Origin of the sequence: Nocardiopsis valliformis DSM 45023, from assembly GCF_000340985.1 — a bacterium.
Lineage (GTDB): Bacteria > Actinomycetota > Actinomycetes > Streptosporangiales > Streptosporangiaceae > Nocardiopsis > Nocardiopsis exhalans.
Map to the genome: position 1 here is coordinate 161278 of NZ_ANAZ01000014.1, position 13886 is coordinate 175163.

The 13886-nt window shown below is 68.3% G+C and carries 14 protein-coding genes; 10 read left to right on the forward strand and 4 right to left on the reverse strand.

Translation table 11 applies throughout. The features are described from left to right. Positions 1–27: 27 nt before the first annotated feature. Complete coding sequence (locus D457_RS0115940) at positions 28–2013, reverse strand: zinc ribbon domain-containing protein (RefSeq protein ID WP_017581670.1); 1986 nt, start codon at positions 2011–2013, stop codon at positions 28–30. A gap of 302 nt (positions 2014–2315) precedes the next feature. Between D457_RS0115940 and D457_RS0115945 the strand changes: the two genes are divergently transcribed. Then, positions 2316–2519 (forward strand): hypothetical protein, encoded by a 204-nt coding sequence (locus D457_RS0115945; protein ID WP_017581671.1) that lies wholly within the window; start codon positions 2316–2318, stop codon positions 2517–2519. Positions 2520–2663: 144 nt separating this feature from the next. Here D457_RS0115945 and D457_RS0115950 read toward each other — a convergent pair whose 3' ends face one another. Both D457_RS0115950 and D457_RS0115955 read right to left on the reverse strand, forming a co-directional pair. Next, entirely contained in the window at positions 2664–3668 is a 1005-nt protein-coding gene (locus D457_RS0115950) for an aldo/keto reductase family protein (RefSeq protein WP_017581672.1), read from the reverse strand. Between the two features lie 160 nt (positions 3669–3828). Then, positions 3829–4491 carry a DUF3043 domain-containing protein gene (locus D457_RS0115955; RefSeq protein WP_026116693.1) on the reverse strand — a complete coding sequence of 221 codons (663 nt, stop codon included), beginning with the start codon at positions 4489–4491 and terminating at the stop codon, positions 3829–3831. A gap of 96 nt (positions 4492–4587) precedes the next feature. On the opposite strand from D457_RS0115955, the gene D457_RS0115960 reads away from it, so the two are divergent. The 7 genes from D457_RS0115960 to rpsD all read left to right on the forward strand — a co-directional run bounded on the left by D457_RS0115960 (position 4588) and on the right by rpsD (position 10367). Then, positions 4588–5358, forward strand: coding sequence for a PspA/IM30 family protein (locus D457_RS0115960; RefSeq protein WP_017581674.1), 771 nt, complete (start codon positions 4588–4590; stop codon positions 5356–5358). After that, entirely contained in the window at positions 5355–5633 is a 279-nt protein-coding gene (pspAA, locus tag D457_RS0115965) for a PspA-associated protein PspAA (RefSeq protein ID WP_017581675.1), read from the forward strand. The genes D457_RS0115960 and pspAA overlap by 4 nt, the downstream gene beginning before the upstream one ends. A 298-nt stretch (positions 5634–5931) precedes the next feature. Beyond that, positions 5932–6858: a zinc metalloprotease HtpX gene (gene htpX, locus D457_RS0115970; RefSeq protein ID WP_026116695.1), complete on the forward strand. Its 927-nt coding sequence runs from the start codon at positions 5932–5934 to the stop codon at positions 6856–6858. A gap of 83 nt (positions 6859–6941) precedes the next feature. Beyond that, positions 6942–7547, forward strand: a complete 606-nt coding sequence (gene pspAB / locus D457_RS0115975; protein WP_017581677.1) for a PspA-associated protein PspAB — start codon at positions 6942–6944, stop codon at positions 7545–7547. 313 nt (positions 7548–7860) lie between these two features. Then, positions 7861–8211, forward strand: coding sequence for a HesB/IscA family protein (locus D457_RS0115980; protein WP_017581678.1), 351 nt, complete (start codon positions 7861–7863; stop codon positions 8209–8211). 233 nt (positions 8212–8444) lie between these two features. After that, on the forward strand, positions 8445–9416 hold the full coding sequence (locus D457_RS0115985) for a carbohydrate kinase family protein (RefSeq protein WP_017581679.1): 972 nt from the start codon (positions 8445–8447) through the stop codon (positions 9414–9416). Between the two features lie 339 nt (positions 9417–9755). Further along, positions 9756–10367, forward strand: coding sequence for a 30S ribosomal protein S4 (gene rpsD, locus D457_RS0115990; RefSeq protein WP_017581680.1), 612 nt, complete (start codon positions 9756–9758; stop codon positions 10365–10367). Between the two features lie 219 nt (positions 10368–10586). Here rpsD and D457_RS0115995 read toward each other — a convergent pair whose 3' ends face one another. Then, positions 10587–10844 (reverse strand): sulfurtransferase TusA family protein, encoded by a 258-nt coding sequence (locus tag D457_RS0115995; protein ID WP_017581681.1) that lies wholly within the window; start codon positions 10842–10844, stop codon positions 10587–10589. 404 nt (positions 10845–11248) lie between these two features. On the opposite strand from D457_RS0115995, the gene ctaC reads away from it, so the two are divergent. Together ctaC and ctaD are read left to right on the forward strand one after the other, a co-directional pair. After that, complete coding sequence (gene ctaC, locus D457_RS0116000; protein ID WP_449406551.1) at positions 11249–12211, forward strand: aa3-type cytochrome oxidase subunit II; 963 nt, start codon at positions 11249–11251, stop codon at positions 12209–12211. Continuing rightward, positions 12212–13885: an aa3-type cytochrome oxidase subunit I gene (gene ctaD / locus D457_RS0116005; RefSeq protein WP_017581683.1), complete on the forward strand. Its 1674-nt coding sequence runs from the start codon at positions 12212–12214 to the stop codon at positions 13883–13885. The last annotated feature ends 1 nt before the right edge of the window (position 13886 follow it).

Here is a 13886-nt window from a genome sequence, read left to right on the forward strand (position 1 = left end):
ATCGCGAGCCAAGCGTCTCTGATCTGCTTAGTGATCCTCAACAAGACTGATGGTGTCTGAGGGAGGATCTGCCCACCGCGGTGGGGTGGCGTGGGCGTGCAGGTGGAAGCCCGCGCCCAGCACCGCCCCGGCCGGTCTGTGCCGGGTTGGCCGGGTGGTGGGTGTGCTGATCGTCTTCACGCCCTGGTGCCGGTGGGCCGCGCGGGGCAGCCCGGTCCGGTCCGTTGGTGCGTGTCCCCCCGGACGCTGGCCCGCCCGGCCCTGGGGCCGGGCGGGGGAGGGTGCCCCGCGTCGCCTGGGCGCGGGGCGTTGAGTCCTGCGGTGCCGGGTTGGTCCGGTCTTGGACCGGTCCGCCCGGCGGGTCTGGGGTGCGGTGGCCGTGACCACGGCCTTGGCTTCGAGCTTGTCGACCACCGAGCGGATGGCCATCGCGCCCGTGGTGCGGTCGGTGACGGTCTTGGTCTGGTGGGTGAGGCCGCGTGCGGCGATGCGCTGCCAGGCCCCGGTGTCGCGGTCGCCCTGCCATCCGCAACCGGGGGTGGGGCACAGGGCCCATTTCCACCCGGGTGTGGTGGGCCGGTCGGGGGCCTTGCGGTGCCTGAGTGGGACCAGGCAGCGGGGGCAGTGCTTGGAGGTGTTCTTCGCCGGGACGCTCACCACGGCGATGCCGACCTCGGCGGCCAGGTGCCGCATCCGCTCAGCGATGCGCCCGCGCACGGTCTGGGACAGGCGCGTGTTGTGCGTGCGACCCATGCCGCCCGCTTCCATCGAGCGCAGGTCTTCCAGGTAGATGACCGTGGCCCCGGCCGCGATGGCTTGGTCCACCGCCCAGCGGGCGGCCGAAGCGGCCAGAGCCTGGTTGAGGTTGGACCGGCGCTCGGCCACCTGCCGGAACTCCTCCCGCAGCACCTGGTGTTTGCCGGACAGCGGATGATCGGCGTCTTGACGGATGAGCCGCTGGTAGTGCTCGGCCTTGGCGTGCAGGTACTCGCTCTGGCGGCGTAGCCGGTGCTGCTTGGCCAGCACACCCCCGGCCCGGAACATCGCCCCGGCCCCCAGCGCGATGATACGGCCGTCCTCGCCCAGGCGGGCAGCCCCCGCCGACAGTAGGGTGTTCAGCCCCCAGTCCACACCCAACGCGACAGTGTGCCCGGTGCGCTTGGTCTTGGGGACGGCGTGGGTGTAGGCCAGATCAATACTTACCCGCCCGCCTTGTGGGCGCAGGGTGGGCAGGTGCAGGAGCGCATCGGCCCCGATGGTGGGCGGCAGGTTCAGGGGGCAGGCCACCCACGTCCAGTCCCGGTAGGAGACCGGATCGGGACGGGTGGGCAGCTGCAACCGCAACAGCGCACGCCGCCCGTCGTCGGAACGTTCGATGGTGGCCTGCTGGGCGTCGCACGCTGCCAGCACCAGCATCCGCGCCATACCCGGCTTCGGTTCCAGCTCGAACACATCAGCCGGGAGACGGTCGTTCTTACGCTCGAAGGCGGCGATCTGCCGGGTGCGGGAGCGGATCACGCTGGAGGGCAGGTGTTCACCGCCCGGGATCGCGGCACGTACCGCTTCCCACTCCTGGCTGGTGCGCTTCTTGGGATCAGCGGGCCAGGTGGCCAGGGTTCCGGCGACCACGTCAGCGCGCCACTTCACCGACCGCAGAGCACGCCCGGCCGTCTCCTGGGCCATGCGCACGATCCGGTCGTTGACCCTCACCCCCTGGGGCGGTGCGGTGGTCCAGCCCAAGCGGCGCAGCGCCATCCACGCGTTCGAGGGGAGCTTGCGGCCCCCGGCATCGGCCCCGGCAGCCAGGGTGTCCACGTCGGTGGTGTTCCAGTGTGCAACCAGCAGCGCGCCGGTCATCTGGGCCACCAGGTCGGCGGCCCAGCCCACCCGCTCGGCCAGCACAGGCGCCAACAGGAGCTCGCCGGTTTTCTCGTCCACCCCGGTTCGCAGCACCATTGGGGCGCACGCGGTGCGGGAGGTCTCACCCTGGGCGAGCGGGATCTTGCGGCTCACCGGCCGCCACCCCGCACGGCCCGGAGCGGCACGCCCTGGCCGGGGCGCGCGGCCGGGGTGGCCGCCTGCTCTGGAAAGGGGTCGGTCGTGGGCTGGGAAGGGGTGGACATGTTCGAATCATGGCACGAGGGAGTGACCAAGGGTGGGGGTTTCAGTCAAACCCACTGGTCAGCGCATCCAGGCCACCCGGAGCAGAACTGAGGAGAATGAGGGATCACTAAGGAAACTGGTGAGCCTTGGTTAAGCTCGGCACAGGATCGCGGTGCACCCACCGTGGAACCGGCGACGAAGGGTGGTCGAACATGACGTGGACGTGGCGGTATCTCGAGGCGGGCGGGGCCCGGGCCGAGACGGAGGAGCTGCCGACCGAGTCGTTCACGTCGCGCGGCGACGCCGAGAGCTGGCTGGGCGAGAACTGGGCCGAACTCGCGGAGGGCGGCGTGGGCAGCGTCGCCCTGATGGAGGAGGACCGGGAGGTCTACACGATGCCCCTCGCGGCCGAGTAGGCCACCCCTGCGCCGCGCCTGTCCGCGGGTGCGGCCGAGGTTGCCCTTCCGGTCCCGGGGGCGGCGCTCACCGTGTCGGCCGGGACGGGTGAGGGCCCGGCGGTCCGTACGGCCGCCGGGCCCTCACCTTCGATGCTCTGCGCGTCAGCCGCGGATGTTCTCCGGGCTCTTGGTGAGCGCCGGGTCGCGCTCGACGCTGTCGCCCAGGACCTCGTCGATCCGGGCCATGAGCCCGGCGTCGAGCTTGACCCCGGCCGCCTCGACGTTGCTCTCGACCTGCTCGGGACGGGAGGCGCCGATGATGGCGGCGGACACGTTCGGGTTCTGCAGCACCCACGCCACGGACAGCTGCGACAGGGTCAGTCCGGCCTCGGCGGCCAGCGGCTCCAGCTGCTGCACCCGCTCCAGCAGGGTCTGGTCGGAGACCTTGTCGGCGAGGAACTTCTCGCTCTTGGGGTCGCTGGCGCGCGAACCCGCGGGGAGCTCCTGGCCCGGCTTGTACTTGCCGGTGAGAATGCCGCCTGCGATGGGGGACCAGACGATCTGGCCGATGCCCTCGCGCTCGGAGAGCGGGACGACCTCGGACTCGATGACCCGCCAGATCATGTTGTACTGCGGCTGGCTGGAGACGATCCGGTCGAAGCCCATCTCGTCGGCGATCTTGAGCGCCCGCTCGATCTCCTCGGCGCGCCACTCGGAGACGCCGATGTAGAGGGCCTTGCCCTGGCGGACCAGGTCCTCGAAGGCCCGCATGGTCTCTTCCAACGGGGTGGTGTAGTCGAACCGGTGCGCCTGGTACAGGTCCAGGTAGTCAGTTCCGATACGGCGAAGGGAGTCCTCGCAGCCTCGGATGATGTGCTTACGGGACAGGCCCTTGTCGTTCTTGCCCGGGCCCATGGGCCAGTAGACCTTGGAAAAGATCTCCAGGCCGTCGCGGCGCTCGCCCTTCAGCGCGCGACCCATGACCTCCTCGGCCTTGCCCTGGGCGTAGACGTCCGCGGTGTCGAAGGTGGTGACGCCCGCGTCGAGTGCGGCGCGGACGCAGGAGGCGGCGGTGTCCTCCTCGACCTGGGAGCCGTGGGTGATCCAGTTCCCGTAGGCGATCTCACTGATGATGAGACCGCTGTTGCCTAGATGCCGAAATTCCATGGGGGAACTCTAGTGGTCGGCGCCACCGTTGCCGAGACCCGGCCGCCGGTTGTCGGGAACGCTCCCATAGAGCGGGGCGGCACACGAAGTGAAGGGCCGGTGCGCGCACCGGCCCTGCTCACGTCGGACGGGATGGGGATGTGGTGGGACGGCTCGCCGTTCAGCGGGCGCTGTTCGGGGTGGGGTCCTCGCCGACCTTGACGCGGGGCTTGGGCAGACGCAGGCGCCGGAACTGCAGCTGGCGCATCGCGGCGTACATGCCGATGCCCTTGATCGCGGGGTCGTCGGGGAAGTACTCCATGGCCCGGCGCTTGACCGTGCGGCCGACCATGACGCCCTCGGCGATGATCGTGACCATCATCAGGGGCCACAGGACGTAGGCCACACCCACCTGGAAGAGCGGGTTGTTGATGAACAGCAGCGCGATGATCAGGATCGAGAACGGCAGGAAGAACTCACTGGCGCTGCGACGCGAGTCGATGAAGTCGCGGGCGAAGGCGCGGGCCTTCCCGAGGTCCTGCTGACGGAAGTACTTCTCGTCGCCCTTGGGAGCACCGGAACGCCGGGCGGTCGTGCCGCGTTGACGTTCGAGACGATCCCGGTAGGCGCGGTAGGCCTCCTTACGGGTCTCAGGGGCCTTCACCGGTCGGCGCGGGGCGGTTTCGGATTCCCTGCGCTTAGGGGTGGGCACACCCTTCTTCGGGGTATATCCCTTAGGTTGGGTGGCCTCAGTGGCCTCAGGGCTGGCGGATTCGGCAGAGTTCGAATCCGGGGCTGCGGAAGCGGAGCGACGTCGGAACACACCCTCAGGGTAGCCGGTCATAGCTTTATGGCGACCGCGGGCCAGACCGCGTAGGGTTGGGCAAAGCGCCCGCTGGGAACAGCCGATGTACGCACCGAGAAGGGGACGGCCACGCCGATGAGCGTGTTTCAGCGACTTTCGATGATCTTCAAGTCCAAGGCCAACAAGGCCCTGGACTCTGTCGAGGACCCCAGGGAAACCCTCGACTACTCGTACCAGAAACAGCTCGAACTCCTGCAGAAGGTTCGTCGCGGTGTCGCTGACGTCGCGACCTCCCGTAAGCGGGTCGAGCTCCAGATCCAGCAGCTCGAGCAGCAGTCCGGCAAGCTGGAGAACCAGAGCCGGGCGGCCCTGACCCAGGGTCGTGAGGACCTCGCTCGCGAGGCCCTCACCCGTCGCTCCGGTCTCACCAGCCAGATCGAGGGCCTGCGCGAGCAGCACGCCAACCTCCAGGGCGAAGAGCAGAAGCTCACGATGGCCGCCCAGCGCCTGCAGGCGAAGGTCGACGCCTTCCGCACGCGCAAGGAGACCATCAAGGCGACCTACACCGCCGCCCAGGCCCAGACGCAGATCAGCGAGGCCTTCTCCGGCATCTCCGAGGAGATGGGCGACGTCGGCATGGCCGTGCAGCGGGCGGAGGACAAGACCGCCGAGATGCAGGCCCGCGCCGGCGCGGTGGACGAGCTCCTGGCCTCCGGCGCGCTGGACGACGTCACGGGCAGCGGCCCGCGCGACGACATCCAGCACGAGCTCGACCAGCTGGCGAGCACGACCGGGGTCGACGCCGAGCTCGAGCGCATGAAGCTTGAGCTGGGCGGCGGCAACGGCGGCAGCGCCACGCCGCAGATCGAGGGCGGCAACGGTGCCGGGAACCGGGAGGGCTCGTGATCGTTCGCATCATGGGTGAGGGTCAGGTGGACCTCACCGAAGCCGACCTGGAGCTGCTCAACGAGTTCGACGCCGCTCTGGAAGCGGCGATCGAGTCCGGTGACGAAGCCACCTTCCGCACGGCCCTGCACGACCTCCTGGAGAAGGTGCGGCAGGACAGCAAGCCGCTGCCGCCCGACTCCCTGGAGCCTTCGCAGTTCATCCTCCCCCACGCTGACGCCAGCATGGACGAGGTACGCGAGATGCTGCAGGACGACGGACTCATCCCGGGCTAGGGGACCCTCCCAACCGGTCCCACCGCCGTCCGGGTGAGCCCCCGAAGCAGACGTGTTCCCACCAGCGGGCAGCTATCGGGGAACACGTCCGGCCACGCTCGGTGCCTGCGTGCGCGTTTTCCACCGCGGCCGCCGTGACCCCGTGTCACGGCGGCCGCGGTGTGTCATGTCCAGGTCCGGCCACCGCGGATCCTGTGGCCCGCTTCACCCGAATCAGGGAACACGCGGCGGCCCGCTTTAACCCGTTTCTCACCTGCCCGAACTACACTCCGAACATCCGCAGGGGGAAGGAAACGGCGTGGCAGGTTCGAAGTTCCGTCCAGACCGGGGGCTGACGGCCCGGATGGTCATGACCATGGTCCTTCTCTTCCTGGTCTACGTCGCCTTCGTGGTGGGTCTGGTCCTGGCCGGGCTCAACATCTGGCTGGTGCTGATCCTGGTCGCGGCCTTCGCTGCCTTCTCGTACTTCTCCTCCGACAAGATCGCCATGTTCGCCATGGGCGCCAAGGAGGTCAGCCCCCAGCAGGCCCCGGACCTGCACGCCATGGTCGACCGCCTGTGCGCGATGGCCGACATGGCCAAACCGCGAGTGGGGATCGCCGACACCGACGTCCCCAACGCCTTCGCCACCGGACACAGCGAGAAGTCCGCGGTCATCTGCGTGACCACCGGGCTGATGCGCCGCCTGGACGGGCCCGAGCTGGAGGCGGTCGTCGCCCACGAGCTCTCGCACATCGCCCACCGCGACGTCATGGTGATGACCATCGCCGGGTTCCTCGGTATCGTCGCGGGCTTCCTCACTCAGGCCGGACTGCGCTTCGCCATGTTCGCCGGGGCGGGCGGAAACCGCGGCAACAACAGCGGCCCGGCCCCGGCGGTCATCGCCCTCCTGGTCGTCGTGGTCAGCGCCGTGGCCTGGGTGCTGAGCTTCCTGCTCACCCGGGCCCTGTCCCGCTACCGCGAGCTCGCCGCGGACCGCGCCGCTGCCTACCTGACCGGCCGCCCCTCCATGCTGGGTAGCGCCCTGTCCAAGATCACCGGGGACATGGCCCGCATCCCCACCCGCGACCTGCGCCAGGTCGAGCCGTTCAACGCCTTCTTCTTTGCCCCTGCCTTCGCCAAGAAGGGCTTCAGCATGAACCAGTTGATCGCCACCCACCCGCCGGTGGAGCAGCGCCTGGCCCAGCTCTCCGACATCTCCCGCCAGCTCGGCCGCGGGGCCTGACCACACCGTGCCCGACCACTCTGGGCCGGGCACGCCACTGACGACGCCGCCCACGAGACCACCCACGAGGGGAACCCACCAGCATGAGTTTCTGGCGCGCCCTGCTCGGCCGGTCCGCACCGGTCAAGCCCGACCTCGACGCGCTCTTTGGCCTGCCCTCGGCTGCGCTCACCCTGCGGGCCGGGGTTGGCCTGACCCCCACCGGTTCGGGGTCGGTGGCCTTTCGCGCTGCCGAGGGCGCCGCCTTCGCCGACATCGAGCGCGACGTCACCGCGCTGCTCAACGCCGGAGACGGACCGCCGGTCGAGCAGAGCACCGACGACTACGGCTATACCTGGCTGGTCGTGCGCGGCTCCCAGACGGCCGAAGGGGAGTCCGGCGGCGAGCTCGTGGACACCGACATCACCGGGCTCGTCACCGACCTGCACGCGGTCAATTCCACCTTGGAAGCCAACGGCTACGGCCCCTCCCTGCTGTGCTCCCTGGTGGGTTTCACCGACACCGGGGGCCGCTCGGTCGGCCTGGTCTACCTGTACAAGCGCGGGACCTTCTACCCCTTCGCGCCCAAGAGCGGCAAGCAGCGGGACAACGCGCTGGAACTCCAGGTGGAGGCGGCGATCGGGGACGACCTCCCGATGGAGAAGGACCGTTCCCGCTGGTTCCCGGTCTACGGCGCCCCGGGCCTGTGAAACCGGCCGGTGCACCCGGGTTCCGGGGCCGGAACCCCTCCGTCCTTCGATCTGCGGGACCTGCGGAGATGGCATCCGGGCCCCGGACAAATTACCCTTGGAGGTACGAGCACACCCGTGCGTCGCCGAGGCCACACGTGCACCGTGCGGACGAGGCGGCAGGGCGAACACAGCGGCCACACGGCGGAATGCCACACAGGCTTCCGGCGTTGGGACCCGTTGAAGAGGACTGGACCCGCCCCGGCGGGGCAGATCCGGTACGCGACCGGGGTCGCCAGACGGCCGCAACCCCTTTCAAGAGGAGCTTTACAACATGACGGTTCAGAGCGAAGCCACCGCGCAGGGAGTCATCCTCACCGAGGGTGCGGCCGACAAGGTTCGGGCGCTCCTTGACCAGGAGGGCCGCGATGACCTGCGCCTGCGTGTAGGCGTCCAGCCCGGTGGTTGCTCGGGGCTGCGTTACCAGCTCTACTTCGACGAGCGCGACCTCGACGGTGACGTCGTCGCCGACTTCGACGGTGTCGAGGTCGTCACCGACCGCCGCAGCGCCGCCTACCTCATCGGTGCGAGCATCGACTTCGTGGACACGATCGAGAAGCAGGGGTTCACCATCGACAACCCCAACGCCACCGGTTCCTGCGCCTGCGGTGACTCCTTCAACTAGGGGCACCTGAAGGCTCTCGGAGCTACCGGGGGGAGGGCGGACGCACCCGAGGCGTCCACCCTCCCCCCTGCTTTTTCCGCCCGTGCGGGATCGGGCGTCCGCCCACCTGTGTAGCGGTCCGGCACTCTGGGTACCCTTGGCAGGTCCGAACGGGCACGTCCTCGGCATGCCCGCACCAGCTCGCTCAGCTCGTCTCCGAGCGAACCACTTCCCCAACAAGGAGCCCACGTCCCGTGCGTATCGCGGTTGCCGGATCCATCGCTACCGACCACCTGATGACCTTCGAGGGTCGGTTCGCCGAGCAGATCATCCCCGAGCAGATCCAGCAGTTGTCCCTCTCCTTCCTCATCGACGAGCTGGACGTGCGCCGCGGCGGCGTCGCGGCCAACATCTGCTTCGGCATGGGCGGCTTCGGCCTCAACCCGGTCATGGTCGGTGCGGCCGGTGCCGACTTCGAGGAGTACCGCGCCTGGCTGGACCGCCACGGCGTCGACACCTCGGCCGTGCACATCTCCGAGCTGCGCCACACGGCCCGGTTCATCTGCACCACGGACCGGGACCAGAACCAGATCGCCTCCTTCTACACCGGTGCGATGGCCGAGGCCCGCAACATCGAGCTCCAGCCGATCGCCGACCGCCTGGGCGGTCTCGACCTCGTCCTGATCGGCGCCGACGACCCGGCCGCCATGGTCCGCCACAGCGAGGAGTGCCGTACGCGTTCCATCCCCTTCGCGGCTGACCCCTCCCAGCAGCTGGCCCGCATGGACGGCCCGGAGGTGCGCACGCTCATCGAGGGCGCCGCCTTCTTGTTCAGCAACGAGTACGAGAAGGCCCTGGCCGAGCAGAAGACCGGTTGGTCCGACGCCGAGATCCTGGCCAAGGTCGGCACCCGGATCACCACCCTGGGTGCCAAGGGCGCGCGGATCGACCGCCAGGGCGAGCCGAGCATCCACGTACCCTCCGCCGCCGTCGACGAGCTCGTCGACCCCACCGGCATGGGCGACGCCTTCCGCGCCGGGTTCCTGTCCGCCCACTCCTGGGGCCTGTCCCTGGAGCGCGCCGCCCAGGTCGGAAACGCCACCGCCGTCCACTGCCTGGAGGCCGACGGCCCGCAGGAGTACACGCTCACCGGTGCCTCCCTGCTGGAGCGCCTGGAGCGTTCCTACGGAGCCGAGGCAGCCGCCGAGGTCAAGCCCTTCGTGTGACCCGGGTCCTCGTGGGACCGGGGTGCTCCCGCCGACCCCCTGTCGGCGTGTGACCCGCACCCGCCCCGACCGGAAAAACGCGGCTTCTGGTCGGGGCGGTGTCTCCGAGCCCGTAAAGTGGATGGTCGTGACCCGCACGGGGCTTTCCCGTGCCCGCTCGGTGCGTTGAAACGCGTGCCGGGTCATTCGCCCAAGCCGTTCGCGCCGGGTCACGCGCGACGGTGGGGAACCCGCTTCCGACCCGCACCGCGGGACACCGGGGCTCGGGCGCCCTGAGCGCCTCCCAGATCTAGGCAAGCCTTACCTGGGATTCCCTGATTCACCCTGAAAGGACTTTGCATGCGCTACACCGGACCGAAGGTGCGGTTGTCCCGGCGCGCCGGCACCCCGCTGACCCGTAAGGCGGTCAGCTACTTCGAGAAGCGTCCGTACCCGCCCGGCGAGCACGGTCGTCGCGTCCGCCGCAACAGCAGCGACTACGCCGTTCGTATGGCGGAGAAGCAGAAGGTGCGCTGGTACTACGACCTGACCGAGAAGCAGCTGGTCAGGATCTACGAGAACGCCAAGAAGCGTCCCGGCCGTACCGGCGAGGAGATGCTCGGCGAGCTCGAGCTGCGTCTGGCCACGGTCGTGCTGCGCGCCGGTCTGGCCGCCTCGATCTACGCCGCGCGTCAGTTCATCAACCACGGCCACATCACCGTGGACGGCAAGAAGGTCGACATCCCGTCGTACCAGGTCAAGCCGGGCCAGATCATCAGCGTTCGGGAGAAGTCCCGCTCGATGGTCCCGTTCGTCGAGGCTGCTGAGGGCGTTCACGCCGACGACAAGATCGCCGGCTACCTCGCCGTCAGCCACAAGGACCTGCGCGTCGCGGTCATCGACCGCCCCAAGCGCGAGCAGATCCCGGTGCCCTTCGACGAGCAGCTCGTCGTCGAGTTCTACGCTCGCTAAGCACCTCCCGCGCAGCGGCTCCACCCCAGGTGGTGCCGTGCCCGCGGGCCAGGCCGCGCGGACCCCGTGTCCGCGCGGCCTTCGCTTTGCCCGGCGCCTCCCCGAGGCGGCGGGCGGGGAAACGCGTGCTTCGCGCCACTCCCAGAAAACCGGCTGGCGCGAATCGTTATCGCAACGGAACCGAAAATCCGGATCGTGCCCCGAAAGGCTCGCCGGGGGTCAGTACATCCTCCGAATGTGAAACTCGCTACCTCGTGCCAAGGGTCGCTCGGCGACGAACTCGTGCATCTTCATCCGGCACCAGGACGGTAGGTCCGCGCTCGCCGCGGGATCGTCCGCGGTGACCGCGATGACCGCTCCGATGGGCACTTCGTGCAATCGGGCGGCCAGCATGATGATCGGAATCGGGCACTTGCGGCCCACCGCCTCCACGGTGACCAGAGGCTGTTGCGAAGTCGGTCGCTCGGGCACGTCCACCCCCGTTGGTTGTCGTCCTGTGTCCCAATCTTGACCCGGTGCGCGCCAAAAGGCGCACCCGGTTAAGGGTGTCGTAAACCCAGCGATACGCTCGCCTTAGTCTCGTGCCGCGACCGTGCACACCACCACCTCGGGTGGGGATGTGCACGGGCGTGAACGAAGGCCCGGGGGAGCGCCGGGCCGCGCCTCGTAGCCAGCCGGGAGGACATCCCTCGCGGGCGACCTGGCCCGGCTCTGTGAGACCACCGCGCGTTCCGTCAGAGGGCGCGCCTGGCAACACGCTGACCAGGCAAGCCCATGAACGGCACGCTGGGCGGTTCGCGATAATGTTTCCCCCTGACAAGCTTTGGATACTTAGGCCGCCCGTGGAGGATCCACGGGCTTCACCGCTGGGAAGGCAATCCGTGAGTCCGACCCGCCAAAAAAATCGGCGCTCAACTCTGCGCCGATGGGCACCACGCGGCGCCGCGCTCGCCGTGCTGGGGCTGGCCGCGACCGGCTGCGCGTCGAACGATCTCACTCGTTTGGGCATGCCGGAGCCGATCACCGAGCAGGCCGAGCGTGTTCTCTCGCTCTGGCAGGGCTCGTGGGTGGCGGCTTTCGCGGTCGGCATTCTCGTGTGGGGACTGTTCATCTGGACAATCCTCTTCCACCGCAAGCGCTCTGAGCAGTTGCCGCCGCAGGTGCGGTACAACATGCCCATCGAAGCGCTGTACACCGTTCTGCCGATCGTCGTCATCTCGGTGCTCTTCTTCTTCACCGCGCGAGACCAGGCTTACCTGCTCGACACAGAAGAGCCCGCGGACGTCCATGTAGAGGTCGTGGCCTTCCAATGGGCCTGGCAGTTCAACTACATGGACGACACCAAGGAGAACGGCGGGGAGGTGCTCTTCTCCGAGGTCGGTATCCCCAACCCGGACGGCACCGCTGACCCCGAGACCCAGACGACCCTCGTTCTTCCCGAGGGCGCCATCGTTCACTTCGACCTCTACTCGCCCGACGTGATCCACTCGTTCTGGATCCCGGCGTTCGGCTTCAAGATGGACGTCGTCCCGGGCCGTGACAACGCCTTCCAGGCGAACGTCAAGGAGGGCACCGCGGGCGACTACGTCGGCCGTTGCGCCGAGCTGTGCGGTGTGGACCACACTCGCATGCTCTTCAACGTCGAGGTCCTGCCGCAGGACGAGTACGACGCCTGGGCCGCTGAGCAGCAGTCCAATGCCGAGGAAGCCGCCGAGACCTCTGAGGCTGAGGCCGCCGCGGCTGCCGAGGCCGCTGAGGCTGAGGCCGCGGAGGACGCCGGCGCCGACACCGACGCTGAGGACGAGGACGCAGAGGCGACCGAGTCCGAGGAGAATGACGAGTAGATGACCACGACGGCAACCGAACCCCGCACTGACGGTCAGACACCGTCAAGCAAAGGGTCGATCATCGTCAGTTGGATGACGTCGACCGACCACAAGGTCATCGGGTACATGTACCTGATCACCTCCTTCGCCTTCTTTCTCTTCGGCGGCGTGCTGGCGCTCCTGATGCGGCTGGAGCTGTTCTCGCCGGGCATGCAGTTCATGTCCAACGAGCAGTTCAACCAGCTGTTCACGATGCACGGCACGATCATGCTGCTGATGTTCGCGACCCCGCTGTTCGTCGGGTTCTCGAACATCCTCATGCCGTTGCAGATCGGCGCCCCCGATGTGGCCTTCCCCAGGATCAACCTGTTCGGCTACTATCTGTTCCTGTTCGGCAGCCTGATCGCCATCAGCGGGTTCCTGACCCCGGGTGGCGCGGCCAGCTTCGGCTGGTTCGCCTACACGCCGCTGTCCGACGCGGTCCGCTCGCCGGGCTTGGGCGGTGATCTGTGGATCCTGGGCCTGATCGTCTCCGGTCTGGGCACGATCCTCGGTGCGGTCAACTTCATCACCACCGGTCTGTGCATGCGCGCGCCCGGTATGACGATGTTCCGCATGCCGATCTTCACCTGGAACACCCTGCTCACCAGTGTCCTGGTGCTCATCGCGTTCCCGGTTCTGACCGCGGCCCTGATCGCCCTGGGCGCGGACCGCATGGTCGGTACCCAGGTCTTCAACGCCGAGCACGGCGGTGCCATCCTCTGGCAGCACCTGTTCTGGTTCTTCGGTCACCCCGAGGTGTACATCATCGCGCTGCCGTTCTTCGGTATCGCGACGGAGATCCTGCCGGTGTTCAGCCGCAAGCCGATCTTCGGTTACAAGAGTCTGGTGGCGGCCACCATCGCCATCGCCGGTCTGTCCGTGACCGTGTGGGCCCACCACATGTTCCCGACCGGCGCGGTACTCCTGCCGTTCTTCTCGTTTATGACGTTCCTCATCGCGGTCCCCACCGGTGTGAAGTTCTTCAACTGGATCGGGACGATGTGGCGTGGACAGCTCACGTTTGAGACGCCGATGCTGTTCACGATCGGCTTCCTGGTCACCTTCCTCTTCGGTGGTCTGACCGGTGTGCTGCTGGCTTCGCCGCCCATCGACTTCCACGTCACCGACTCCTACTTCGTGGTGGCGCACTTCCACTACGTGGTGTTCGGCACCGTGGTGTTCGCGATGTTCGCGGGCTTCTACTTCTGGTGGCCCAAGTTCACCGGCAAGATGCTCAACGAGAAGCTGGGCAAGGCCCACTTCTGGCTGCTCTTCCTGGGCTTCCACGGCACTTTCCTGGTCCAGCACTGGCTGGGTGCCATGGGCTTCCCGCGTCGTTACGCGGACTACCTGCCCGGGGACGGCTTCACGGAGCTCAACCAGATCTCCTCGATCTCGTCGTTCGTGCTCGCGGCCTCGACGCTCATCTTCTTCTGGAACATGTACATCACCGCGAAGAACGCGCCGATGGTCAACGTCGACGACCCGTGGGGCTACGGCTGCTCGCTGGAGTGGGCGACCTCCTGCCCGCCGCCGCGACACAACTTCACGTCGCTGCCCCGGATCCGGTCCGAGCGTCCGGCCTTCGACCTCAACCACCCGCACGCCGCGGCACCCGGTGCCGTCGCGGCCGGTGCCGAGAAGAAGTAGG

Coding starts and splice junctions, on each gene's coding strand:
- D457_RS0115945 (WP_017581671.1), top strand. CDS start 2,316: ATGACGTGGACGTGGCGGTATCTCGAGGCGGGCGGGGCCCGGGCCGAG.
- D457_RS0115950 (WP_017581672.1), bottom strand. CDS start 3,668: ATGGAATTTCGGCATCTAGGCAACAGCGGTCTCATCATCAGTGAGATC.
- D457_RS0115955 (WP_026116693.1), bottom strand. CDS start 4,491: ATGACCGGCTACCCTGAGGGTGTGTTCCGACGTCGCTCCGCTTCCGCA.
- D457_RS0115960 (WP_017581674.1), top strand. CDS start 4,588: ATGAGCGTGTTTCAGCGACTTTCGATGATCTTCAAGTCCAAGGCCAAC.
- pspAB (WP_017581677.1), top strand. CDS start 6,942: ATGAGTTTCTGGCGCGCCCTGCTCGGCCGGTCCGCACCGGTCAAGCCC.
- D457_RS0115980 (WP_017581678.1), top strand. CDS start 7,861: ATGACGGTTCAGAGCGAAGCCACCGCGCAGGGAGTCATCCTCACCGAG.
- rpsD (WP_017581680.1), top strand. CDS start 9,756: ATGCGCTACACCGGACCGAAGGTGCGGTTGTCCCGGCGCGCCGGCACC.
- ctaD (WP_017581683.1), top strand. CDS start 12,212: ATGACCACGACGGCAACCGAACCCCGCACTGACGGTCAGACACCGTCA.